Here is a 23,208-nt window from a genome sequence, read left to right on the forward strand (position 1 = left end):
AGGTGACCGCGAGGGGCGAGCCCCCTTCGGGGCAGGGGGTGAGGGCTCGCCGCTCGGGGGAGATCGGTGCGTGTCAGTGACCGACGTTGTTGCCCCACAGCGTCTTGTCGTCCACGTTGTCCTTGGTGACCAGCGGGGCGGGGAGCTGGTCCTCGAGGCCGTTGGGCAGGGTGATGACGGTGGACTGGTGGTCGGTGGGGCCGGCCTGGAAGGTCTTGCCCTCGGCGGCGGCCTCGGCGTAGAAGAGCGCGTACTTGGCGTACAGGTCGGCCGGCTGGGAGATGGTGGCGTCGATGTCGCCCTTGCGGATCGCGTCGAACTCGGCGGGGATGCCGTCGTTGGAGACGATCGCGATGTGGCCGCTCTGGCCGACCGGCTTGAGCACGCCCTTCTGCTGCAGCAGGGCGAGGGTGGGCTGCAGGAAGACGCCGCCGGCCTGCATGTAGATGCCGTTCAGATCCGGGTTGGCGGCCAGCGTGCTCTGCAGCTTGGCGGAGGCCACGTCGCCCTTCCAGTCGGTGGCCAGCTCGATCACCTGGATCCCGGGGAACTCGCTCTTCATGCAGGAGGCGAAGGCCTCCGAGCGGTCGCGCCCGTTGATCGAGTCCAGCGCGCCCTGGAACTCGGCGACCTTGCCCTTGCCGTCGAGCTGCTTGCCGAGGAACTCGCAGGCCTTGGTGCCGTACGCCTTGTTGTCCGCGCGCACCACCATGAAGACGTTGCCCTTGTCGGGGCGGGTGTCGACGCTGACCACCGGGATCTTCTTCGCGGCCAGCGCATCGAGGGTGGAGGCGATGGCGCCGGTGTCCTGCGGGGCCATGACGACGGCCTTGGCGCCGGTGTTCTCGAACACCTGGACGTTGGCGACCAGCTTGGTCACGTCGTTGCTGGAGTTGCTCACCGGCAGGGTGTTCAGGCCCTGGGAGGAGACGTCCGACTTGACGTACTGCGCGTAGGAGTTCCAGAAGTCCGAGTCGGCGCGGGGCAGGTCGATGGCGATCTTGGGCTTCCCAGCACCGGCGGCGGTGCTCGAGTCGCTGCCGCGGTTGCAGGCCGTGGCGAGGGTCGCCAGGACGACGAGGGTGGCGGCCGTGGCAGCGATTCTGGAGGAGCGAGGCTTCATGGTGCTTGGTCTCCTTGGAAGGCATGGGGCCCGTGTGGTGGGGGAGCAGTCGTAGCCGGCCGGGGCGGCCGGTGTGGGCGCGAGAACTCGGGAGCACCGTGCCCGCCCTGCCCACACCTGCACGGCGGGCGACGGTGGCGCTGCGGCACTCGGCGACTGCGGCAGAGCGCCTCCCCCTAGTCATCGGATGGATCGCGGTAGGCAGGACCTTACGAGCCTGCAACAAACCTGACAAGGGGAGACCTCTGACGAATTCCAACCGTGACATTGGCGTCCCCGAGTCGCGCTATGCGAGCTGCCACCAGCTGCTGTTGCCGAGCCGTCAGGAGCGACAAGGGCTCGGAAAGAGACATCGGAGGACTTCTTGCGGTCGCGGGGGTACTGCTCGTATGGTCGGAGCGCGCCGATAGGTCGGATGTATCTCTCGGGCCCCCGTGCCGGTTCTCCGGAGCGCCGCACGGCGGTCACACGGTGGCGAGAGAGGTGTTCAGCGACGGAGGCGGTGGCCTTCGAAGCGGGAAGGAGACTCGCACATGAAGTTGATGCAGCTCGGTGATCCCGGTGCGGAGGTGCCGGCGGTCCTCGCCGAGGACGGGCGCACGTACGCGCTGTCAGGTCTGACGGGGCGGATCGACGGTGACTTCCTCGCCGGGGGCGGCGTCGAGCGGGCCCGCCGGGCGCTCGCGGCGGGCACGCTGGTGGAGCTGGACCCGGTCGGCCTGCGGGTGGGCCCGCCGCTGGCCCGGCCCGGCAAGGTGGTCTGCATCGGACTCAACTACCGCGACCACGCCGAGGAGACCGGCGCCGCGATCCCCCGGCGCCCGGTGGTCTTCCTGAAGGATCCGGCCACCGTGGTCGGACCGTACGACCCGGTGCTGATCCCGCGCGGCTCGGCCCGGACCGACTGGGAGGTCGAGCTCGCGGTGGTGATCGGCCGCCGGGCCCGCTACCTGGACTCGCCGCGGGACGCCGCCGGCGTGATCGCCGGATACGCGATCAGCAACGACGTCTCCGAGCGCGAGTTCCAGCTGGAGTACTCCTCGCAGTGGGACCTCGGCAAGTCCTGCGAGACCTTCAACCCGCTCGGCCCGTGGCTGGTCCCGGCCGAGGAGGTCGCCGACCCGCAGGCACTGGCCCTCGGGCTCGCGGTCAACGGTGAGGTCCGCCAGGCCGGCCACACCAAGCACATGATCTTCGCGGTCGACCACCTGGTCTGGTACCTGAGCCGGCACATGGTGCTCAACCCCGGCGACGTGATCAACACCGGTACCCCGGCCGGCGTGGCCCTGGGCCTGCCGGGCACCCCGTACCTGCGCGCGGGCGACACCGTCGAGCTGTCCATCGACGGCCTCGGCACCCAGCGCCAGACCTTCATCGACGCGTGAAAGGCACCCCGTTGTCTGCAGACCCCACCGCGCGGATCACCGCCGTCGACACCCACGACATCCGCTTCCCCACCTCCCGGGAGCTGGACGGGTCCGACGCGATGAACCCCGACCCGGACTACTCCGCCGCCTACCTGGTGCTGCGCACCTGCGAGGGCGGCCACGAGGGCCACGGCTTCACCTTCACCATCGGGCGTGGCAACGACGTCCAGGTGGCCGCCATCGAGGCGCTGCGCGGCCACGTGGTGGGCCGGTCGGTGGCCGAGCTGTGCGCCGACCCCGGGGCGCTGTACCGGGACCTGATCGGTGACAGCCAGCTGCGCTGGCTGGGCCCCGAGAAGGGCGTGATGCACATGGCCATCGGCGCCGTCGTCAACGCCGTCTGGGACCTGGCCGCCAAGCGCGAGGGCAAGCCGCTGTGGCAGCTGCTGGCCGACGCCGAGCCCGAGTGGCTGGTCTCCCAGGTCGACTTCCGCTACATCGCCGACGCGATCACCCCGCAGGCGGCGCTGGAACTGCTGCGCCGGGGCAAGGAGGGCGCCGCGGAGCGGGCCGCCGAGCTGCTGCGCAGCGGGTACCCCGCGTACACCACCTCGCCGGGCTGGCTGGGCTACTCCGACGAGAAGCTGATCCGACTGGCCAAGCAGGCGGTGGCCGACGGGTTCACCCAGATCAAGCTGAAGGTCGGCGCGGACCTGGCCGACGACGTCCGCCGCTGCCGCACCGCCCGCCAGGCGGTGGGCCCGGACATCCGGATGGCGATCGACGCCAACCAGCGCTGGAACGTGGCCGAGGCCATCGAGTGGACCCGGGCGCTGGCGGAGTTCGACCCGTACTGGGTCGAGGAGCCCACCAGTCCCGACGACGTGCTCGGCCACGCGACGATCCGCCGGGCGGTCGCCCCGGTCAAGGTGGCCACCGGGGAGCACGTGCAGAACCGCGTCGTCTTCAAGCAGCTGCTCCAGGCGGGCGCGATCGACGTGCTGCAGCTGGACTCGGCCCGGGTGGCGGGGGTGAACGAGAACCTGGCGATCCTGCTGCTGGCGGCCACCTACGGCGTACCGGTCTGCCCGCACGCGGGCGGCGTGGGGCTGTGCGAGCTGGTCCAGCACCTGTCGATGTTCGACTACGTGGCGCTGTCCGGCACCACCGAGGACCGGGTCATCGAGTACGTCGACCACCTCCACCAGCACTTCGTGGACCCCGTGCGGGTGCAGGACGGCCACTACCGCACCCCCACGCTGCCCGGCTTCTCCGCGCAGATGCACCAGGACACCATCGACACCTTCACCTACCCCACCGGAGGGTTCTGGGCCGCCGACCTGGCCGGGGCCGATCCGGCCGGGCGCGACCTCGCCGGGACGGAGCCGACCGCATGAGCAACGGTGATCTGGAGGGGCTCAGGGCGCTCGTCACCGGCGGGGCCTCGGGCATCGGGCTGGCCACCGCCCGACTGCTGGCCGAGCGCGGCGCGGACGTCGCCGTGCTCGACCTGGACCCGAGCGGCGCGCCCGCTCCGCTGCACGCCTTCACCGCCGACGTGCGGGACGACCGCTCGGTGCGCGCGGCCGTCCAGGGCGCGGCGCAGGCCCTGGGCGGGATCGACATCCTGGTCAACAACGCCGGCATCGGCGCCGCCGGAACGGTGGAGGACAACCCCGACGAGCAGTGGCACCTGGTGCTGGACGTGAACCTGCTCGGCATCGTGCGCACCACCAGGGCCGCACTGCCGCACCTGCGGCGCTCCGTGACGTCCCGTCCGGGACGCACCGCCGCGGTCGTCAACACCTGCTCGATCGCCGCCACCGCGGGCCTGCCGCAGCGCGCGCTCTACTCGGCGAGCAAGGGCGCGGTACTCTCGCTCACGCTGGCCATGGCCGCCGACCACGTACGGGAGGGAATCCGGGTGAACTGCGTGAACCCGGGAACGGTGGACACCCCGTGGGTCGGCCGGCTGCTCGACGCCGCCGCCGACCCGCGGGCGGAGCGTGCCGCGCTGAGCGCCCGTCAGCCCACCGGACGCCTGGTCAGCGCCGAGGAGGTGCCCGCCGCCATCGCCTACCTCGCCTCGCCGGCCGCCGCCAGCACCACCGGCACCGCCCTGGCCGTGGACGGCGGGATGGCGGGCCTGCGCCTGCGACCGGAGCCCGCGCCGTGAGCACGCTCGGCCGCGGCGCGGTGGGCGTGAGCCGGCTGGCCTTCGGCGCGGCGGGCATCGGCAACCTGTTCACCCCGGTCACCGACGACCGGGCCCGGGCGGCCGTGGCGGCGGCCCGGGCAGCCGGGGTGCGCTACTTCGACACCGCCCCGCACTACGGGCTCGGCCTGTCCGAGCGCCGGCTGGGCGGCGCCCTGTCCTCGGTCCCCCGGGACGAGTTCGTCGTCTCGACCAAGGTCGGGCGCCTGCTGGAACCGTCCCCCGCAGCCCGCGGTGACGACCTGGCCAACGGCTTCGCCGTGCCCGCCACCCACCGCCGCGTCTGGGACTTCAGCGCCGACGGTGTGCGCCGCTCGATCGAGGAGAGCCTGCGGCGGCTGGGCCTGGACCGGATCGACATCGCCTACCTGCACGATCCGGACGACCACGCCGAGCAGGCGCTGACCGAGGCCTACCCGGAGCTGGCCCGGATGCGCGACGAGGGGATCCTCGGCGCGATCGGGGTCGGCATGAACCAGGCCGAGCTGCCCGCGCGCTTCGTGCGCGAGACCGACCTGGACTTGGTCCTGCTGGCCGGCCGCTACAGCCTGCTCGACCAGCGCGGCCTGACCGAACTGCTGCCACTGGCCGCCGAGCGCCGGGTGAGCGTGGTCGTCGGCGGTGTCTTCAACTCGGGTCTGCTCGCCGACCCGAAGCCCGGTGCCACGTTCGACTACGCCGCCGCGCCCCCCGAACTGCTGGCCCGCGCGCTCGAGCTCAAGGCCGTCTGCGAACGCCACGGTGTGCCGCTGCGGGCCGCCGCCCTGCGCTTCCCCTTCGGACACCCGGCCGTGGCGAGCGTCCTGGTCGGCGCCCGCAGCGCCGCGGAGGTCCAGGACGCGGCCGCGATGCTGGACCGCCCCGTCCCGGCGGCGCTGTGGGCGGAGCTCCGGGAGCTCGGGCTGCTCCCCGCCGAGGTCCCCACTCCCGAGGAGGTCGCCTGATGCGCGTCGCGCTGTTCATCACGTGTTTCAACGACACGATGTTCCCCGGTACCGGCCGCGCGGTGGTCGAGGTGCTGGAACGCCTGGGCCACACGGTGGACTTCCCGCAGGAGCAGACCTGCTGCGGGCAGATGCACTTCAACACCGGCTACCGCCCCGACGCCGTCCCGCTGGTCGCCCGCTTCGCGCGCACCTTCGCGGACTACGACGCGGTCGTCACGCCGTCGGCCTCCTGCGCCGGCATGGTGCGCGAGAGCCACCCGGTGCTGGCCGCGCGGTACGCACCCGCCGCACTCCAGCGCCAGGTCGAAGAACTCGTGCCCAGGGTCCACGAGTTCACCGAGTTCCTGACCGACGTGCTGGGCGTCACCGAGGTCGGGGCGTGCTTCCCGCACACGGTCGCCTACCACCCCACCTGCCACTCGCTGCGTGGCCTGCGCCTGGGCGATCGCCCGCACCGACTGCTGCGCGCGGTCAAGGACATCGAATTGGTCGACGTGGCCGCGGCCGACTCCTGCTGCGGCTTCGGCGGCACCTTCGCCCTCAAGAACGCCGACACCTCCGCCGCCATGCTCGCCGACAAGACCGACGCCGTGCGGGCCAGCGGCGCCGAGGTGCTGTGCGCCGCCGACAACTCCTGCCTGCTGCACATCGGCGGCGGACTGTCCCGGCAGGGCAGCGCGGTGCGCACCCTGCACCTGGCCGAGATCCTCGCCGCGACCGAGGGAGCCACCCGATGAGCGCCGACGCCGCCGACCGCGGCGTGGTCTGGCTCGGCTCCCCGGCCTTCCCCGAGGCCGCCCGCGAGGCGCTGAAGGACACCCGGCTGCGGGCCAACCTCAAGCGCGCCACCACCACGATCCGCGACAAGCGCCTGGCGGTCACCGCCGAGCTCGACGACTGGGAGCAACTGCGCGAGGCCGGCGAGGCGATCAAGGAGCGCACTGCCCGTCACCTCGACCGCCACCTGCTGCGGCTGGAGGAGTCGGTCACCGCGGCCGGTGGCACCGTGCACTGGGCGGGCGACGCGGCCGAGGCCAACCGGATCGTCACCGACCTCGTGCGCGCCACCGGTGAGTCGCAGGTGGTGAAGGTCAAGTCGATGGCCACCCAGGAGATCGGCCTCAACGAGCACCTCCTGGAACAGGGCATCACCGCCTACGAGACGGACCTGGCCGAACTCATCGTCCAGCTCGGCGAGGACCGCCCCTCGCACATCCTGGTCCCGGCGATCCACAGGAACCGCACCGAGATCCGGGACCTGTTCGCCGCCGAGATGGGCCGCTGGGGTCAGCCCGCCCCCGAGGGCCTCACGGACGACCCGCGCGACCTCGCCGAAGCCGCCCGCCGCCACCTGCGGCAGAAGTTCCTCACCGCCAAGGTCGCCGTCTCCGGCGCCAACTTCGCCTGCGCCGACACGGGCACCGTGCTGGTGGTGGAGTCCGAGGGCAACGGACGGATGTGCCTGACGCTGCCCGAGACGCTGATCACGGTGATGGGGATCGAGAAGGTCCTGCCCACCTGGGCCGACCTGGAGGTCTTCCTGCAGCTGCTGCCCCGCTCCTCCACGGGCGAGCGGATGAACCCGTACACCTCGGCGTGGACCGGCACCACCGAGGGGGACGGCCCCTCGCAGTTCCACCTGGTGCTGCTCGACAACGGGCGCACCGACACCCTGGCCGACCCGGTCGGCCGCCAGGCCCTGGCCTGCATCCGCTGCTCCGCCTGCCTCAACGTCTGCCCGGTCTTCGAGCGCACCGGCGGCCACGCCTACGGCTCCGTCTACCCCGGCCCGATCGGCGCCGTCCTCACCCCGCAGCTGGTCGGGATCGAGAACGCCGCCTCGCTCCCGTTCGCCTCCACCCTGTGCGGGGCCTGCTACGACGCCTGCCCCGTCAAGATCGACATCCCGGAGGTCCTCGTCCACCTGCGCGCCAAGGCCGTCGAGGCGAAGGGCGGACACACCGCGGAGGCACTGGCGATGAAGGCCGCCGGCAAGGTGCTCGACTCCCCGCGCCTGCTGGGCGCCGCCCAGAAGGCCGCCGCGCTCGGCGGCAGGGCGGTGGCCCGCGACGGACGGATCGGGCGCCTGCCCGGACCACTGCGCGGGTGGACCGACAGCCGCGACACCCCCGCCCCACCGGCCGAGTCGTTCCGTAGCTGGTGGCGCAAGAACCGCGAAGGAGGCAGCAGTTGAGCAGCCGTGAAGCCATCCTGAAGCGGATCCGGCTGGCCCTGGCCGACCAGGGTGATCAGGGGGATCAGGCGGCTCCCGACGAGGACCCGATCCCGCGCGCCTACCGTCGCAGCCACCTGCCTCCCGGCGAGGACGCGGTGGACCTGTTCGCCGAACGCGTCGCCGACTACCGCGCCACCGTCACCCGCACCGACCCCGCCGGTGTCCCCGCCGCCATCGCCGCGGCCCTCGCCGCACGCGGCGCCCACCACTTGGCGGTGCCGGCCGGCTTCCCGCGGGAGCTGCTGCCGCCCGGCGACCGGCAGTGGCACCACGAGCCGCTCACGGTCGCCGAGTTGGACCGGCTCGACGGTGCCGTGACCCTCGCGGCGCTCGGCATCGCCGTCACCGGCACCATCGTCCTGGACAGCGGGCCCGGCCAGGGCCGGCGCGCCCTGACCCTCATCCCCGACTACCACCTGTGCGTGATCCGCGCCGAGCAGATCGCCCCCGACGTGCCCGACGCGCTGGCCCGGCTCGACCCGACCCGTCCGCTGACCTTCGTCTCCGGCCCGTCCGCCACCAGCGACATCGAACTCGACCGGGTGGAGGGCGTGCACGGACCCCGCACCCTGCACGTCATCGTCGTCGAACCGGGGGAGCAGCCATGAGGGTCGCCCTGCACACCACCGTCCGCCCCGACCGGATCGCCGACTACGAGGCCGCGCACCGCGAGGTCCCCGCCGAACTCACCGCCGCCATCCGCGCCGCGGGAGTCAGCGAGTGGACCATCTGGCGCAGCGGCACCGAGCTGTTCCACCTGCTCGACTGCGCCGACTACGCCCGCCTGCTGGCCGAGTTGGAGCACCTGCCGGTCAACCTCGCCTGGCAGACCCGGATGGCCGAGCTGCTCGACGTGGCGCACGACTACTCCGCCGGCGGCGCGCACGCCGGACTGCCCGTGGTGTGGCAGCTGTGATCCCCGATCCCGCGCAACGCCTGGTGGCTGTTGACGATGCACGTCACTGCCACCGAGTGCCGGCTGCGCGAACACCTGCCCGAGTGGGGGGCACCGCAGTCCTGTCGGCCCGCCCGGACGGGCGGAGCCGTCCGAGTCGACCGAGGAGTGATCGCGCTTGAGAATCGACGCGCACCACCATGTCTGGGACCTGGCCAGACGCCCTCAACCGTGGCTCGACGCACCGGAGTCGACCGTCATCCGGCGCGGCTTCGGCCTGGCCGACCTGGCTCCCCTCGCCCGGGCGGCGGGCATCGAGCGCACGGTGCTGGTGCAGGTGCTGCCCGACCTGACGGAGACCCGGGAGTTCCTCGCGCTGGCCGCCGCCGACGACCTGGTCGCGGGAGTCGTCGGCTGGGTGGACCTGACCGCGCCGGGGATCGCCGACACGCTTGCCGACCTGCGGCAGGGGACGGGCGGCGCGTCGCTCGTCGGCGTACGCCACCTGGTCCAGGGTGAGGCCGACCCGGCCTGGCTGGTCCGCCCCGACGTCCGGCGCGGACTGCGCGCGGTCGCCGACGCCGGCCTCTGTTACGACCTGCTCACCCTGCCGCACCAACTCCCCGCCGCCATCGAGACCGTGCAGGCCCTTCCGGAGGTGTCGTTCGTGCTGGACCACCTCTCCAAGCCGCCGATCGCGCGGGGCGGTCCGCAGCCCTGGGCCGGCCGGCTGCGCGAGCTGGCCCGCGAGCCCAACGTCTCCTGCAAGCTCTCCGGCCTGGTGACCGAAGCCGACCGGGAGCGGTGGACCGTGGCCGACCTGCGACCGTACGCCGAGGCCGCGCTGGACGCCTTCGGCCCCGGGCGCCTGATGTTCGGCTCCGACTGGCCGGTCTGCCTGCTGGCCGCCTCGTACGAGCAAGTGGTTTCCTGCGCAAAGGAGTTGACGGATCATCTGGAGCCTCACGAGCGGGCACAGGTCTTCGGCGACACGGCGGCCCGGGTCTACGGGCTCCTCGGTGCGGGGCAGCGGCCGGCATGAGGATCCGCCTCGCCCATGGTGAGACCCTCGCGGCTCTCCACCAGTCCGTCGGCGTGGAGGGCGAGCAGGCTGCCCGCAGGCCGTCGACCACTTCCAGGCGACGCCCTCACCGTTCCCGCCGACCTGGCCTCGTTCACCGGCCGTGACGGGCACCGCATCGTGGAACCGGGCGAGTTGGAACTCCGTTCGGCCACCTCCAGCACGGATCCGCGGCACGTGGCACGCGTGCTCCCGACCGGCCGGGTGCGGCTGGTGGACCACCACCGTCGGCTGCATGCGGCGATCGCAAGGGAGGGAGCCGGACTCGACGGTGTCTGCCTTCGGCGGTCCTGCGGTGCGGGTGGAGGACTGCCCCGAACGTGTCGCATCCGGTGACCTCACGGTCGGCCTCCGTGCCCGGGTGTACCCGGTGGCATAGAAACGGATCGGCGTTGCCATCGTCGGACCCCGCGGTTGCGAGGTGTCGGCCGAGCATGAGCGCTTGCCCCGAGCCGCCGTAGCGCCGGCAGCCACCACGTCAGTAGCCACCACGGGAGCACACGATGGGCCGATCGGACCGTAACGCACTGAGCCGCCGCGGCCTGCTCGCCGCGGCGGGCGCAGCGGTGGGGTTGCCGGGCACCCTGGGTGCCGCGCGCGCCGCCTCGGCGACCACTGGCGCCCAGGTCGGCGCTGGTGATCGCCGAGGTGCACCCGCGGCCGAGTCCGAGGCTTTCGGCCCGGTGGTGGTGGATCCGGCTGACTCCCGGTACGAGAGCCTGCTGCGCGGCAACAACTTCCGCTTCGTGGGAGCGCCCGAGGAGATCCGGGTGCTGGGGTCCACTGCCCAGGTGGTGCGCGCCGTGTCGGATGCCGTGCGCTCCGGGCGGCGGGTGGCGGTGCGCAGCGGCGGGCACTGCTTCGAGGGGTTCACCGCGGATCCTGGGGTTCGTCTGCTGCTGGACCTGTCGCCGATGGACGCGGTCGGCTTCGACGCCGAGCGCGGGGCCTTCGCGGTGCAGCCGGGGGCCGTGCTCGGGCGGGTGTACCGACGGCTGTTCACCGGTTGGGGCGTGACCATCCCGGCGGGCGGCTGCCCGGACGTGGGGGCCGGTGGGCACCTGTCCGGCGGCGGGTACGGACCGCTGTCGCGCCGGTACGGCTCGGTGGTGGACCACCTGTACGGTGTCGAGGTGGTCGTGGTCGACCTGGACGGCACCGTCCGCCCGGTGGTGGCCACCCGCGAACCGGACGATCCGAACCGAGACCTGTGGTGGGCGCACACCGGCGGTGGCGGCGGGAACTTCGGCGTGGTCACCCGGTACTGGCTGCGCTCACCCTCCGCCACCGGCACCGACCCGGCCCACCTGTTGCCGCAGGCGCCGCGCGAACTACTCGCCCGCCTGGTCACCTGGGCCTGGGACGAGCGCATGACCGAGCAGGCGTTCAGCACCCTGCTGCGCAACTTCGGCACCTGGCACGAAAGCAACAGCGCGCCCGGGTCGCCGAACGCCGGCCTGTACGCGATCTTCGAGCCGGCGCACCGCAGTGCCGGCTCGTTCCGGCTGACCGTGCGGATCGACGGGGACCTGCCGGGTGCGGACCGCCTGGTGAGCGGCTTCGTCGACGCGGTCACCGCCGGCTCCGGCGTCACACCCACACTCGATGTCCGGGAACGGATGCCCTGGCTGCACCCCACGACCTGGCCGGGCACCGGAGAGTCCGGTGACCTGGTAACCCGTCGCTACAAGGGCAAGGCCGGCTACCTGCGCCGCTCCTTCACCGACCGCCAACTCGCCTCGATCTACCGGCACCTGACGAACTCCACCGGCGGCCCGACCGGGGGCATGCTGATCGTCGGCTACGGCGGCCAGGTCAACGCGGTGGACCCGTCGGCCACCGCAGTCGCCCAGCGCGACGCGGTGATGAAGGCGGTGTACCACACGGTCTGGGCGGACGAGGGTGACGACGAGGCCAACCTGTCCTGGATCCGCGCCTTCTACCGCGAGGTGTACGCGGACACCGGTGGCGTTCCGGTACCCGGCGAGGTCAGTGACGGCTCCTACATCAACTATCCGGACACCGACTTGGCCGACCCGGCGTGGAACACCTCCGGCGTACCCTGGCACCAGCTCTACTACCGGCAGAACTACCCGCGCCTGCAGCAGGTGAAGGCCCGCTGGGACCCGCGCGACGTCTTCCGCCACGCACTGTCGATCGAGCCGCCGGCCTGACCGGCACCGCGCCCGTGCGGCCGCGTCGGCCGGCCGCCGGGTCGGCCCGGAGCCGGCGTCCGCCCTGGCCCTGCGCCCCGCTCCGGCGGAGTGCATAATGGCCGGTCAGACATCGGAGCGCTGGGAGGCACTGACGTGGCCGTGACGGACGAGGCCATCGAGAAGATCAAGTTGATGATCCTCTCCGGCCGGCTCAAGCCCGGTGACCGGCTGCCCAAGGAGCCCGACCTGGCCGCGCAGCTGGGGCTCTCGCGCAACTCGCTGCGGGAGGCCGTGAAGGCGCTGTCGCTGCTCAACGTGCTGGACGTGCGGCAGGGCGACGGCACCTACGTGACCAGCCTGGAGCCGGCGCTGCTGCTGGAGGCCCTCACCTTCATCCTGGACCTGCACCGGGACGAGTCGGTGGTGGAGCTCTTCCAGGTGCGGGCGGTGCTGGACTCCGCGGCCTCCGGACTGGCCGCCCAGTGGGCGACCGACGAGCAACTGGCCGAGCTGGCCGAGCTGCTCGACGGGCTCGGGACGGACCCCACGGTCGAGGAGCTGGTGGCCAACGACCTGGAGTTCCACCGGCTGATCGCCCGGGCGAGCGGCAACGCCGTGCTCGCCTCGCTGCTGGACTCGCTGGCGCACCGCACCGCCCGGGCGCGGATCTGGCGGGGCGTGACGCAGGCGGAGGCCGTGGAGCGCACCATGGCCGAGCACCGCGGGCTGCTCGACGCCCTGCGGGCGCGCGACGTGGAGGTGGCCAAGACGCGGGCGGCGGTGCACGTCGGCGGCGTGGTGGAGTGGCTGCGCAAGGCGCTCTGAGGCGGCGGCTGCCGCTAGGCCCTGGCGTGGCCGGCTGCCAGGGCGCAGCCGGCCGGTGGGAGCCGCGCGGGAACGCCGCGCCGGCCCCCGCGCGTGGTGGCGGTGTCCATCCGGGGGCGTGAGCAGTCAGGCAGGCAAGAGATCGGATGACTCCTGGGCAGGATGGCCCAGGGAGTCATCCGCTGCCTCGATGCGCCTCCATGCGCCTCGGGGCGAGGCGGGTGGCCTGCGATCGGCGGCCTCCGTGAGCACTCCCTCGTGGCCGAAACCGCCTTTCCGGACTCCTGCCCCTTGCCCGGGGTAGGGGCGGCGCCGTACGCTCCCCGCAGAGCGATACATCCGATGAATGACCCCGGGAGGGGTGCTCCATAGGCCCTCTGGCCTGCGGTTTCCATCGGTGTCCGCGGATTCATCGGATCCCATCCTCCCCGTCCATGGACGGTGGAGTGGCGGGCAGGCGGTCATCGTCCCCAGAACGGGCGGAGCGCGTCCGCCAGGTGTCCCGGCCATCCCCGAAGGAGCACCCATGTCGCTGTTTCGTCGCAGAGCCACCCGAATCCACGGCGCGCTGGGGGTCGTGGGCGCGCTGCTGTGCGCCGCGATCTCCGTGGCCGGCCCGGCGTCCGCCGCCGCGCCGACCGTGCTGTACGCCTCGCCCGCCGGGTCCGGCAGCACCTGTACGCTCAGCGCGCCGTGCAGTCTCGACGGCGCCAGGAGCAAGGTGGAGAGCCTGACCCCCGCCATGGCCGCCGACATCGACGTGTACCTGCGCGGCGGCACCTACCGGCTCTCCCGGGCCTTCGCCCTCGGGCCGGCCGACTCCGGGCAGAACGGCAACAGGGTCGTCTGGGCGGGGTACCCCGGTGAAGTCCCCGTGCTCAGTGGGGCGGAGCGGGTCACCGGGTTCTCGCTCTTCGACGGTGCGAAGAACATCTACCGTGCCGCCGTGCCCGCCGGCACCCAGAGCCGGCAACTGTTCGTCAACGGGGTGCGGGCCCAGCGCGCACGTGGCCCGCTGAACCCCTCCGGCTTCACCCTCTCCGGGTCCGGCTTCACCACCGCCGACCCCTCCTACGCCTCGTTCACCAACGCCTCCTCGGTGGAGGTCGTGACCGACAATGCCTGGAAGCAACTGCGGTGCCCGCTGGCCGGCATCACCGTGCCCGCCGGGGGCGGGTCCAGTCTCGACGTCGATCCGACCTGCTTCGCGAACAACAACACCTCGGTGTCCAACCGGGGCTTTCCCTTCAACGGGGCCGGACTGCCGACCCTGAAGGCGATCAGCTACCTCGAGAACGCCTACCAACTGCTGGACGCTCCCGGCGAGTTCTACCTCGACAGCTCGGCGGGACTCGTCTACTACGAGCCGCGCACCGGTGAGGACCTCAGCACCGCGGACGTGGAACTGCCCACCCAGCAGACGCTGTTGAACGTGAGCGGCACACCCGGTCACCTCGCGCCGGTCAACGACACCGATCCGGCGATCACGTACACCGGCTCCGGCTGGGGCTACGGCGGCGGACGCGGCCTCGGTGACCTGCTCGACGACGTGCACGCCACCCCGGCCGACGGCGACTCGGTGAGCTACACCTTCACCGGTACCGGGATCGACCTGCTGTCGGAGACCAACAGCGACGAGGGCGGCATCGACGTCTACGTCGACGGTGCCCGGGTGCGGAGCGTGACCGCGTCCGCTTCCTCCCGGCTCGCCCAGCAGGTCGTCGCCTCGGTCGGCGGCCTCGCCAAGGGCCGGCACACCGTCAAGCTGGTCAAGACCTCCGGTACCTATCTGGTCGTCGACGGCTTCACCGTGGTGCCGGACGCCGTCACGCCCGCGCACGACATCACCTTCCAGGGCCTGACCTTCGGGTACACCACCTGGACGCTGCCCTCCACGGTCGGCTACGTCGACAACCAGGCCGGCGTGCTGTGGGACGCCGCCTCCCACGCCCCCATCCGCATCCCCGCCGCCGTCCAGGTCCACCGCGGCGCGCGGATCACCTTCACCGGTGACGAGATCGCCCACACCGGCGGCACCGGCATCGACCTCGCCGACGGCACCCAGAACTCCACGATCACGGGCAGTTTCCTCCACGACACCTCCGGCGGCGGTGTCTCGGTCGGCGAGGCGGACGACTACTACCTCACCGACGCCGGCCGGATGACCACCGGTGACACGGTCTCCCAGAACTGGATCGACCACGTCGGCCAGGACTACGCCGACGCGGTCGGCGTCTGGGCCGGCTACACCCGCAACCTCACGATCTCGCACAACGACATCGGCCACACCCCCTACTCGGGCATCTCGCTCGGCTGGGGCTGGGGCTACGCCTCACCGTGCTCCATGCAGCCCGCCCAGGGCCGGACCACCTGCGCCCACGGCACCAGCTACGCGGGCGCCAACCAGATCCTCGACAACCACGTGCACGACGTGATGAACGTCCTCCACGACGGCGGCCCCATCTACACCAACGGCGGCCAGGGCAACGGTGACGGCTCCACCACCTCCGTGCTCGCGGGCAACCTCACCGACGTCGTCAACAACACCAACAACCAGCTCTACCAGGACGAGGGCAGCTCGTACTGGAACACCCACGACAACGTCGCCCGCGGCGGTCTCGGCGACTGGATCGGCATGTGGACGCCGACCGTCCACGACATCGACGTCCACGACAACTACGCCGACACCACCCACTACCTCAACAAGGGCACCGGCATCACCTTCACCCAGGCCACGGTCGTCCAGGGCGGCGACTGGCCCCCCGCGGCCCGGGCCGTCATCGCCGCCGCCGGCCCCGACGCCGCCCACTGACCGGCAGGATCGACGACGACGACACCGCCATCGCGTACAGCGGCGGTGGCTGGACGGGGAACGGCGACCGCGGCTACGGCGACTACGACGACAACGTGCACGCCACGCAGACCAACGGCGACAGCGCCTCGCTGACGTTCACCGGCACCGGCGTCCGCGTCATCGGCGAGAGGAACAGCGACCAGGGCCAGGTCGAGGTCTTCCTGGACGGCGCCTCCCAGGGGCTGTACGACACCGGCTCCGCCACCCGTCGGGCCCAGAGCGCGATCTACGACATCAGCGGGCTGAGCGTGGGCGTCCACACCGTCCGGATCGTCAAGCGCAGCGGCAACTGGGCCACCCTGGACGCCTTCGAGGTGACCGGCGTGGTCAACGACACCGACCCCTCCATCGCCTACACCGGCACCTCCTGGACGTACTCCGCCGGCCGCGGCCTCGGTGACCGGCAGGACGATGTCCACGCCAGCACGGCGAACGGCGACTCGGCCACCGTCACCTTCACCGGGACCGGAATCAGCCTCGTCACCGAGACCGACTCCGACGAGGGCACCATCGCGGTCTCGCTGGACGGCACCTCCCAGGGCACCGTCGACGCGGCCTCCGCGAGCCGTCAGGCCCAGCAGAGCGTCTACACCGTGAACAACCTGCCGGTGGGGCGGCACATCCTCACCCTGACGAAGGCGGGAGGACGTTGGCTGGTCGTCGACCGGATCGACGTGCGCTGAGACCCCGCCGCCGCCCGTCCCCGACGGTGCGCACCGCTCGTGGACCTGGAGGGGTCACCGGAGGCTGAACAGGCCGATGACGTGGCCGTCGTGGTCCACCACCGGCCAGGCGTCCAGGCCACGGGCGTGCATGGCGGTGGCCGCGTCGCCGGCGGGCATGTCCGGGGTGGCGAAGGGGGCGCGGTCGAGGACGATGTCGCGCACGGCGGTGCGTTCGGTGTACCAGGAGCGGGCCTGGAACGGCGCGAGGTGCAGGCGGGTGAGCAGCCCGGCGCAGCGCCCGTCGTCGGTGCGGACCAGGAGGTGTTCGGCGCCGGAGCTGTGCAGGATGTCCATCGCCGTGTCGGCCGTGACGTCGTCGCTGATCTGCAGGTCCGGGGTGGTCATGAGGTCGCCGACCGTGGTGGTGGTCGCGGGACGTTCGAGGGTGCTGGTCATGGCGGACTCCTTTGAGTTCTCACGGCAGGTCGTCGATCCTGGACGCGGCGCCGGGCGTCTCGCGTGGGGATGGCCGCCAGTGGCGAGGCCAGGGGCCCGAACGGCGGGGGGCGTGTCGTGACGCAATGCCGAGGGGCCCGCACCGGGCGTGTACGCGGTGCGGGCCCCTCGCTGCTGGGCGGGTGCCAAGCGGTAAGAACTACAGCGGACGGATGTTCTCGGCCTGCGGGCCCTTCTGGCCCTGCGTGACGTCGAACTCGACCTTCTGGCCCTCGAGCAGCTCACGGAAGCCGTTGGCGTTGATGTTCGAGTAGTGGGCGAAGACGTCGGCGCCGCCACCGTCCTGCTCGATGAAGCCGAAGCCCTTTTCCGCGTTGAACCACTTCACAGTGCCATGAGCCATAAAAAGATCTCCTTCAAGGGGCTGTCCGAAGTCCGCACCGTGCGGACTTCGAGTGCCGCGATGATGACCCGCCCGGGGTAGGAGCCGGGAAACAAAAATGCACCTGCGAGACATCGGCAGGCGCACACAGAGTTCATGGGAACCACTACTGCAACGAAAACGACTTTAGCAGGCCCCGGCCTTCCGTGGTGGATTATTTCACCGCCGGTTTCATGTGAGCCTCCCCCCGTGGGGCCGCCGCCGGGCCGCCAGGAGCATCAACACGTCGCGGGAGCAGGCCAGTTGACCGTCTCAGGTCTCGTCCGGAGTGACGGCGTCACCGGCCGTCCGACCAGGAAACGCCCGACGTGCGCCACGTGGACCCGCATTTCCGGCCCCCCGAAGGGCACCGCTCCCGCGATTTTCGGCGCATACTGCGGAGAATGACGAAATCAGCAGCAGACCGCCGGCCCCTGCCCACCAGCCCCTTCAAGGCCCGGGTCCCGGCGCCGCTCAAGCGGTTCGCCGTGGGCGACCGTGTCACCCACGACCGCTACGGCCTCGGCCGGGCCATCGCCGTCGAAGGCGACAGCGACATCGCCGTCCTCGTCGACTTCGGATCACGACAGGAACGCATCACCCAGCCGTACGCCAGGATGTTCAAACTCTGACCCCGGGCGCCCCGCGCCCCTCGGCCGAGGGGCGCGCACCCGGGGCCATTGATCCCCACCGCCCGGCCGCGGTCGGCAGCGGCCCAGTCGGTGAGCACGCCACGGACCACGCGCCGAGATCGAACTCAGCGCACGGGAGGGGAGCCGTCAGCTGCCCAGACGGGCGGTCAGGCTCCGGAGCTCGGCCGCGAGCGCGTCGGGTGCTTCCAGGGGCAGCAGGTGGCCGGCACCGGGGACCGTGGTCAGCCGGGCGTGCGGGATGTGCGGCAGCAGGTGCTCCCGGAGCACGTGCGGCGGTTCCACGACGTCGTGCTCGCCCACCAGGACCGTCACCGGGACCTCGATCGCCCGGGCGGCGTCGGTGATGTCCCTCGCCATCCCCCGCAGCGGCCACTCTCGGCGGGCCTCGGGGTGGGCGGCGAGGCTGTCGCGGATCACGGCGTCCCGCAGCGACTGCGACAGTGGGACGGCGGTCAGGACGTGGGTGAGCGCCTGTCCGACGGACTCCGGCGAGTCGTACGCGTGGGAGAGCCCCTCCTGGTAGGCGGGGGTCACGACGGCGGACGGCTGCGGCGGCGCGGGGGCCACCAGGACCATGCCCACCAGTCCGGCCGGGCGGCGGGCCGCCAGGAGCTGACTCACCTTTCCGCCCATCGAGTGGCCGACCAGGACGAACGGCCCGAGGTCCAGGGTCTCGACCACGTACGCGAGGTCGTCGGCGAGTTGGTCCAGGGTGTAGGGGCCGGGCAGGGCCCGTGACGTGCCCCAGCCGCGCTGATCGAAGCGGACCGTGCGCCGGTCGGCCGGAAGCCGCTCGACGACCCCGTCCCAGGTGGCGGCGGAGCCGCCCCAGTAGTGGACGAACACCAGGGCCGGCCCGGCCTGCCCCTTGGAGCGCACCGCGAAGGTGCCGTCGGTGACCCGTACCGTGCTTGTCGTTTCCGTCATGTCCGCGCCCGTCCTCGGCTTCGGCAGGCGGCGGGGCGCCTGCGCATCCGCCGCTGCTGTGCAAGTGACACCCGCTCTGATCGGCAGGTGACGCTCCCGAAGCTACAGTCGTCCTACGGGAGCTCCCCGGTGGAAAGAGGCGCGGTTCTTGTGGAAAACGGACACCAGGCTGTGCGGCAACTGCGGTACCTGCCCGCCTTCGGCGCGGCGTACGGCGTCGAGGTCCTGAGCTTCGCGCGGCTGCGCGCGATGGACGGTGCGGGCGCCCGCAGCCGCCTGCAGCGGCCGGACTTCCACGTCCTCGCCCTGGTCGCCTCCGGACGGGGGGAGCACGTGGCGGACTTCGCGTCGCATCCCCTGGGGGAGGGGAGCGTGGTGTGGATCCGGCCGGGCATGGTGCACCGCTGGAGCGACGTCGAGGGCGTGGACGGTCCGCTGATCCTCTTCCGGGCCGGCTTCCTGCCGGACCTGGGCCCGACGCGGGCGCTGGACACCGGCGCGTCCGCCACCTGGCAGCTGGACCCACAGGTGCGGCCGCTCGCCCTGCTGGCCGCCGATCATCTGCGGGGCGAGCACGATCTGGCCGTGCGGGCACCGCAGTTGGCCTCCCCGGCGCTGCTCTCCCACCTGCTGGCGGCACTGGTCCTGCGGGTGCTGCCGGCCGGGGGCGCGGCGTCCGCGGTCGGCGGCGGGCGGGAGGGGGACGTCTTCCTCCGCTACCGGGCAGCGGTTGAGGAGCACTTCGCGACCTGGCACCAGGTCGCCGACTACACCCGGGTGACGGGCTACGACCGGCGGACGCTGACCCGGGCCACCCGCGCCGTCACCGGCGTCGGCGCCAAGGAGTTCCTGGACCAGCGCATCGTGCTGGAGGCCAAGCGGCTGCTGGCCCACACCGACCTGCCGGTGAGCAGGTGCGCGCGACGTCTCGGCTTCCGGGACGCCGCGAACTTCACCACCTTCTTCCAGCGCGGTACGGGGCAGCCGCCGAGCACCTGGCGCGCCGCCGACGCCCGCGCCGCCGACGCCCGCGCCCGGGCCTGAACGGGCGGCGCGTCGGGATCAGTTGCCCGCCGTGGCCGCGGCCGAGCCGGCCCTCGCGGCCTCATCGAGGCGGACCTCGGCCCCCGCCGGATCCGCGGCCAACCCGGTCCTCCCCGACGCGCCGGCGCCTGCACAAGGCAGGCGCGTTGAACGGCCCCGTGACCCTGAGGGTGACGCAAGGTGGTCTGCCGGACGAGGAATCACCAACAGTTCACGTGCCGGATCTATGCGCGTCGACTCTTCAGCGGCACACTGCGGGACAGTTCCCCCCGCACAGCACGGCCAGTCCCGGCCGGTGACCGCCAGTTCGTGGCCCGTGTGTCGCCGGCCCCGTCCCCTCGCTTGGGAGGCGCTCGTGCACAAGAAGTGGTGGAAGATCCTGGCTGCCGTCGCGGCAGCGGTCGCAGCCGTCCTGGTGACCGTGACCGCGGTGAGTGCCGGGCCACGGCACAGCGAACAGCCCGACGCCGAAGAGCATGAAGACGTCATCGCCAACCACTACTCCACGACCGGCAGTTGCGGCGTGGAGAGATGGTCGGTCAAGACCGGCACCGACACGGACGCCGCACTGATCAACCTCCAGTCCACCACCGCGACGACGATCCCCGCCCTGACCTCGCTCACCGCCCCGGGCACCCTGCCGGCCAACAACCGGGTGCAGCCCACCGAGACCACGGTCTTCAAGCTCAGCGCCACCCTCGACCAGTACAAGCTGGAGGCCGACTCCGACTACCACCTGGTACTGGACGACAAGGCCGGCCACACGATGATCGCCGAGATCCCCGACCCGGCCTGCGTCGGCGCCGGCAGCGTGCTCACCTCCGCCATCAAGGGCTCCCGCGCCGAGTTCGACGCCAAGTACACGCCCACCGGCAGCTTCCAGACCGCGAACGTTCCCGTCACCGTCACCGGCGTCGGCTTCTTCGACTTCCTGCACGGTCAGACCGGGGTCGCCCCCAACGGCATCGAGCTCCACGCCGTCCTGGACATCCAGTTCGGCACCGCAGGCGGCGGCAGCGTCACCGTCACCAACCCCGGCAGCCAGACCAGCACCGTCGGCCAGGCGGTCACCCTGCAGACCAGCGCCACCGACACCGCCGGCGGCACCCTCTCCTACAGCGCCACCGGCCTGCCCGCCGGACTCTCCCTCAACAGCACCACCGGGCTGATCAGCGGCACCCCGACCACCGCCGCCACCGGCACGGTGAGCGTCACCGCCACCGACTCCACCGGCCCGTCCGGCAACACCTCCTTCAACTGGACCGTCAACCCCGCCAGCACCTGCACACCCGCCCAACTCCTCGGCAACCCGGGCTTCGAGACCGGCGCGGCCGCCCCGTGGACCGCCAGCTCCGGCGTGCTCAACACCAGCTCGAGCGAGCCGCCGCACTCCGGCTCCTGGGACGCCTGGCTGGACGGCTACGGCACCGCCACCACCGACACCCTCTCCCAGCCCGTCACGCTGCCGGCCGGCTGCAGCACCTACGCGCTGGGCTTCTGGTTGCACGTCGACACCGCCGAGACCACGACCACCACCGCCTACGACACCCTCAAGGTCCAGGTCCTCAACAGCTCCGGCACCGTCCTGGCCACCCTCGCGACCTACTCCAACCTCAACCACGCCACCGGCTACACCCAGCACAGCTTCGACCTCTCCGCCTACAAGGGCCAGGCGATCACCCTGAAGTTCACCGGTACCGAGGACTCGCAGAAGCAGACCTCCTTCGTCATCGACGACACCGCCCTCAACGTCTCCTGACGGAACCCGACTTCGGCGTCGATGCCCGCCCACCCGCGCATCGACGCCGAGGCCCCTGACGTAGCCCCGGATCCGGGTACGGTCCCGCCCGCAATGCCGGCGCGACACTCCTCGGTGGGATGCCGTCGTGGCGTCAGCTCCTCGGGTGGCTGCTCGGTGTCATGCCACCGTGCACCGGGTCGACGGGGTTCTCGATGTCCCTGGGTGTGGCAGTCGCGGGTGGCACGGTCGAGGTCGCTGCGGGCGTCGGCGTCGGCGTCGGCGTCGGCGCGCGTGCCGTTGCCGACGGTGCCGTCGCGGCGGGCTGCGGTGCGGCGGAACTCGACGCGGTCGCCGACGCCGCGGTGGGGGAGCCGGAGGCCGTCGACGGTGTGGCCGTGCCCGTACCGGCCGGGGCACCCACGCTCGGGGAGACGCGTGCGAGGTCCGAGGAGATGGACGGGGGTTGCGTATCGGAGGTGTGCGGTGTGCCGGCTGACGAGCTGCAGCCCGCGAGGGAGAGGGCGGTTGCCGTGATCGCGGCCAGCGCTGCCGTTCGCTTGTTCATCCGTCGATGCTCCGCACTCGGTCCGGCCCCGGAACGGAGCATGGCGCGCTTTGGACGACGCCCACCGTTCGGTGGTTCCGTTCCCCGCCGTCACATCGTCACCAGCGGGCTATATTTTGCTAGTTCGTTATGCGCTCTCCCTTCACCCGCGCCTGTACCACCCGCCAGGCTTCGGGAAGATCCGCCAGGTCGCGCGACCCCGTGCCCTGGCCCTTCCGGGGAGGACCACCGCATCGTGCCCACCAGGCAACGACGACGGCTGCTGCTGAGCGCCGTCACACTCACCGCACTCGGCCTGACCACCACCCAGGCACTGGCCGCACCGGCCTCCGCACCGCGCCCGTGGAACGTGCGCCACCTGGCGGACGTCGCCGCCCAGCGCGCGGCCCACCAGGCCGCCGCCGGCCACCGCACCAACGCACTGGCGACCGCGAACTCCACGGCTGCGGGCATCGACCGCGGTGGGGACGACGACGCCCTCGGCTCGGCCGAGTCGACCGCGCAGTTCACCGAGGCCCGCACCGCGCCCGGCGTGGTGGCGCCCGGCGCCTACGGTGCCGCGTGGTCCCAACTGCAGTCCATGGACCACGCGTCGGGCTCCTGGGACCAGGTCACCGACAAGCCGTACAACTCGGACGACCCGCGCTACCGCGACGTCAACTCCAACTCCAGCGGCGGCTCCGGCAACGTCACCGGCCGTATCACCGGCGTCGCCGCCGACAACGACGGCTACGTCTACGCGGGCGGTGCCAACGGCGGCGTGTTCCGCTCGCGCACCGGCGGCGGCCACTGGGAGTCGATCTCCGACAAGCTGCCCTCGCTGTCCACCGGCGCGCTCGGCCTGGACGGCTCCGGCCGCCTCTGGTACGCGACCGGCGAGGCCAACACCGGCGCCACCTCCTACGTCGGCACCGGCGTGTACGTCCTGGCCGACCCCCAGCACGGCAAGTTCCAGCCCGGCGGCCGGGTCGGCGGCGCGGAGCTCGAGTCCACCACCATCCACGCGCTGCGCTTCGCGGGCGACAAGGTGTGGGCCG

Annotated in this window: 20 protein-coding genes and 2 pseudogenes; 18 read left to right on the forward strand and 4 right to left on the reverse strand. The window is 72.1% G+C overall.

The window, feature by feature from the left end; genetic code table 11:
• Positions 1 to 73: 73 nt before the first annotated feature.
• Entirely contained in the window at positions 74 to 1,123 is a 1,050-nt protein-coding gene (locus ABD323_RS04435) for a sugar ABC transporter substrate-binding protein (RefSeq protein ID WP_344439398.1), read from the reverse strand.
• Between the two features lie 533 nt (positions 1,124 to 1,656).
• On the opposite strand from ABD323_RS04435, the gene ABD323_RS04440 reads away from it, so the two are divergent.
• From ABD323_RS04440 to ABD323_RS04505, 14 genes and pseudogenes are all read left to right on the forward strand, one after another.
• Positions 1,657 to 2,508, forward strand: coding sequence for a fumarylacetoacetate hydrolase family protein (locus ABD323_RS04440; protein ID WP_344439400.1), 852 nt, complete (start codon positions 1,657 to 1,659; stop codon positions 2,506 to 2,508).
• Positions 2,505 to 3,887: an L-fuconate dehydratase gene (locus ABD323_RS04445; protein ID WP_344439402.1), complete on the forward strand. Its 1,383-nt coding sequence runs from the start codon at positions 2,505 to 2,507 to the stop codon at positions 3,885 to 3,887. The genes ABD323_RS04440 and ABD323_RS04445 overlap by 4 nt, the downstream gene beginning before the upstream one ends.
• Positions 3,884 to 4,666 (forward strand): SDR family NAD(P)-dependent oxidoreductase, encoded by a 783-nt coding sequence (locus ABD323_RS04450; RefSeq protein WP_344439404.1) that lies wholly within the window; start codon positions 3,884 to 3,886, stop codon positions 4,664 to 4,666. The genes ABD323_RS04445 and ABD323_RS04450 overlap by 4 nt, the downstream gene beginning before the upstream one ends.
• The gene (locus tag ABD323_RS04455) at positions 4,663 to 5,649 is read left to right on the forward strand and encodes an aldo/keto reductase (protein WP_344439405.1); all 987 of its coding nucleotides are present in this window, start codon (positions 4,663 to 4,665) and stop codon (positions 5,647 to 5,649) included. Before ABD323_RS04450 ends, ABD323_RS04455 begins: the two co-directional genes overlap by 4 nt.
• The gene (locus ABD323_RS04460) at positions 5,649 to 6,389 is read left to right on the forward strand and encodes a (Fe-S)-binding protein (RefSeq protein ID WP_344439407.1); all 741 of its coding nucleotides are present in this window, start codon (positions 5,649 to 5,651) and stop codon (positions 6,387 to 6,389) included. The genes ABD323_RS04455 and ABD323_RS04460 overlap by 1 nt, the downstream gene beginning before the upstream one ends.
• Positions 6,386 to 7,846 (forward strand): LutB/LldF family L-lactate oxidation iron-sulfur protein, encoded by a 1,461-nt coding sequence (locus ABD323_RS04465; protein WP_344439409.1) that lies wholly within the window; start codon positions 6,386 to 6,388, stop codon positions 7,844 to 7,846. The genes ABD323_RS04460 and ABD323_RS04465 overlap by 4 nt, the downstream gene beginning before the upstream one ends.
• Complete coding sequence (locus ABD323_RS04470; protein ID WP_344439411.1) at positions 7,843 to 8,496, forward strand: LutC/YkgG family protein; 654 nt, start codon at positions 7,843 to 7,845, stop codon at positions 8,494 to 8,496. The genes ABD323_RS04465 and ABD323_RS04470 overlap by 4 nt, the downstream gene beginning before the upstream one ends.
• Positions 8,493 to 8,804: an L-rhamnose mutarotase gene (locus tag ABD323_RS04475; protein WP_344439413.1), complete on the forward strand. Its 312-nt coding sequence runs from the start codon at positions 8,493 to 8,495 to the stop codon at positions 8,802 to 8,804. The genes ABD323_RS04470 and ABD323_RS04475 overlap by 4 nt, the downstream gene beginning before the upstream one ends.
• Positions 8,805 to 8,961: 157 nt before the next feature.
• Positions 8,962 to 9,825 (forward strand): amidohydrolase family protein, encoded by an 864-nt coding sequence (locus ABD323_RS04480; RefSeq protein ID WP_344439415.1) that lies wholly within the window; start codon positions 8,962 to 8,964, stop codon positions 9,823 to 9,825.
• 105 nt (positions 9,826 to 9,930) lie between these two features.
• Positions 9,931 to 10,200, forward strand: a pseudogene (locus tag ABD323_RS04485) (hypothetical protein); the annotation flags it as partial.
• Positions 10,201 to 10,367: 167 nt separating this feature from the next.
• Positions 10,368 to 12,038: an FAD-binding oxidoreductase gene (locus ABD323_RS04490; protein WP_344439417.1), complete on the forward strand. Its 1,671-nt coding sequence runs from the start codon at positions 10,368 to 10,370 to the stop codon at positions 12,036 to 12,038.
• Positions 12,039 to 12,173: 135 nt separating this feature from the next.
• On the forward strand, positions 12,174 to 12,845 hold the full coding sequence (locus ABD323_RS04495; RefSeq protein WP_344439419.1) for a FadR/GntR family transcriptional regulator: 672 nt from the start codon (positions 12,174 to 12,176) through the stop codon (positions 12,843 to 12,845).
• A 526-nt stretch (positions 12,846 to 13,371) separates the two neighbouring features.
• The gene (locus ABD323_RS04500; protein WP_344439421.1) at positions 13,372 to 15,657 is read left to right on the forward strand and encodes a hypothetical protein; all 2,286 of its coding nucleotides are present in this window, start codon (positions 13,372 to 13,374) and stop codon (positions 15,655 to 15,657) included.
• 95 nt (positions 15,658 to 15,752) lie between these two features.
• Entirely contained in the window at positions 15,753 to 16,382 is a 630-nt protein-coding gene (locus tag ABD323_RS04505) for a hypothetical protein (protein WP_344439423.1), read from the forward strand.
• A gap of 54 nt (positions 16,383 to 16,436) precedes the next feature.
• On the opposite strand, the gene ABD323_RS04510 is transcribed toward ABD323_RS04505, so the two are convergent.
• Together ABD323_RS04510 and ABD323_RS04515 are read right to left on the reverse strand one after the other, a co-directional pair.
• Positions 16,437 to 16,820 carry a CBS domain-containing protein gene (locus ABD323_RS04510; protein WP_344439425.1) on the reverse strand — a complete coding sequence of 128 codons (384 nt, stop codon included), beginning with the start codon at positions 16,818 to 16,820 and terminating at the stop codon, positions 16,437 to 16,439.
• A gap of 199 nt (positions 16,821 to 17,019) precedes the next feature.
• A complete protein-coding gene (locus tag ABD323_RS04515) occupies positions 17,020 to 17,223 on the reverse strand; it encodes a cold-shock protein (protein WP_344439427.1) in 204 nt (67 codons plus the stop codon).
• A gap of 422 nt (positions 17,224 to 17,645) precedes the next feature.
• Here ABD323_RS04515 and ABD323_RS04520 point away from each other — a divergent pair, with 422 nt between their 5' ends.
• Positions 17,646 to 17,873, forward strand: a complete 228-nt coding sequence (locus ABD323_RS04520) for a hypothetical protein (protein ID WP_344439429.1) — start codon at positions 17,646 to 17,648, stop codon at positions 17,871 to 17,873.
• Between the two features lie 147 nt (positions 17,874 to 18,020).
• Here ABD323_RS04520 and ABD323_RS04525 read toward each other — a convergent pair whose 3' ends face one another.
• Positions 18,021 to 18,821 (reverse strand): alpha/beta fold hydrolase, encoded by an 801-nt coding sequence (locus tag ABD323_RS04525; protein WP_344439431.1) that lies wholly within the window; start codon positions 18,819 to 18,821, stop codon positions 18,021 to 18,023.
• A gap of 171 nt (positions 18,822 to 18,992) precedes the next feature.
• Between ABD323_RS04525 and ABD323_RS04530 the strand changes: the two genes are divergently transcribed.
• The 3 genes and pseudogenes from ABD323_RS04530 to ABD323_RS04540 all read left to right on the forward strand — a co-directional run.
• Positions 18,993 to 19,865 (forward strand): helix-turn-helix domain-containing protein, encoded by an 873-nt coding sequence (locus tag ABD323_RS04530; RefSeq protein WP_344439433.1) that lies wholly within the window; start codon positions 18,993 to 18,995, stop codon positions 19,863 to 19,865.
• Positions 19,866 to 20,220: 355 nt separating this feature from the next.
• Positions 20,221 to 21,624, forward strand: coding sequence for a putative Ig domain-containing protein (locus tag ABD323_RS04535; RefSeq protein ID WP_344439435.1), 1,404 nt, complete (start codon positions 20,221 to 20,223; stop codon positions 21,622 to 21,624).
• Positions 21,625 to 22,406: 782 nt separating this feature from the next.
• Positions 22,407 to 23,208: pseudogene (locus ABD323_RS04540) on the forward strand (glycosyl hydrolase); the annotation flags it as partial.

It is taken from the genome of Kitasatospora nipponensis, from assembly GCF_039528135.1.
Lineage (GTDB): Bacteria > Actinomycetota > Actinomycetes > Streptomycetales > Streptomycetaceae > Kitasatospora > Kitasatospora nipponensis.

What these genes read in the sequence shown, in the direction of transcription:
- ABD323_RS04510 (WP_344439425.1), bottom strand. Translation starts at nt 16,820, where the DNA reads ATGACCAGCACCCTCGAACGTCCCGCGACCACCACCACGGTCGGCGAC.
- ABD323_RS04465 (WP_344439409.1), top strand. Translation starts at nt 6,386, where the DNA reads ATGAGCGCCGACGCCGCCGACCGCGGCGTGGTCTGGCTCGGCTCCCCG.
- ABD323_RS04460 (WP_344439407.1), top strand. Translation starts at nt 5,649, where the DNA reads ATGCGCGTCGCGCTGTTCATCACGTGTTTCAACGACACGATGTTCCCC.
- ABD323_RS04440 (WP_344439400.1), top strand. Translation starts at nt 1,657, where the DNA reads ATGAAGTTGATGCAGCTCGGTGATCCCGGTGCGGAGGTGCCGGCGGTC.
- ABD323_RS04520 (WP_344439429.1), top strand. Translation starts at nt 17,646, where the DNA reads ATGACGAAATCAGCAGCAGACCGCCGGCCCCTGCCCACCAGCCCCTTC.
- ABD323_RS04515 (WP_344439427.1), bottom strand. Translation starts at nt 17,223, where the DNA reads ATGGCTCATGGCACTGTGAAGTGGTTCAACGCGGAAAAGGGCTTCGGC.
- ABD323_RS04490 (WP_344439417.1), top strand. Translation starts at nt 10,368, where the DNA reads ATGGGCCGATCGGACCGTAACGCACTGAGCCGCCGCGGCCTGCTCGCC.
- ABD323_RS04525 (WP_344439431.1), bottom strand. Translation starts at nt 18,821, where the DNA reads ATGACGGAAACGACAAGCACGGTACGGGTCACCGACGGCACCTTCGCG.
- ABD323_RS04500 (WP_344439421.1), top strand. Translation starts at nt 13,372, where the DNA reads ATGTCGCTGTTTCGTCGCAGAGCCACCCGAATCCACGGCGCGCTGGGG.
- ABD323_RS04450 (WP_344439404.1), top strand. Translation starts at nt 3,884, where the DNA reads ATGAGCAACGGTGATCTGGAGGGGCTCAGGGCGCTCGTCACCGGCGGG.
- ABD323_RS04435 (WP_344439398.1), bottom strand. Translation starts at nt 1,123, where the DNA reads ATGAAGCCTCGCTCCTCCAGAATCGCTGCCACGGCCGCCACCCTCGTC.
- ABD323_RS04475 (WP_344439413.1), top strand. Translation starts at nt 8,493, where the DNA reads ATGAGGGTCGCCCTGCACACCACCGTCCGCCCCGACCGGATCGCCGAC.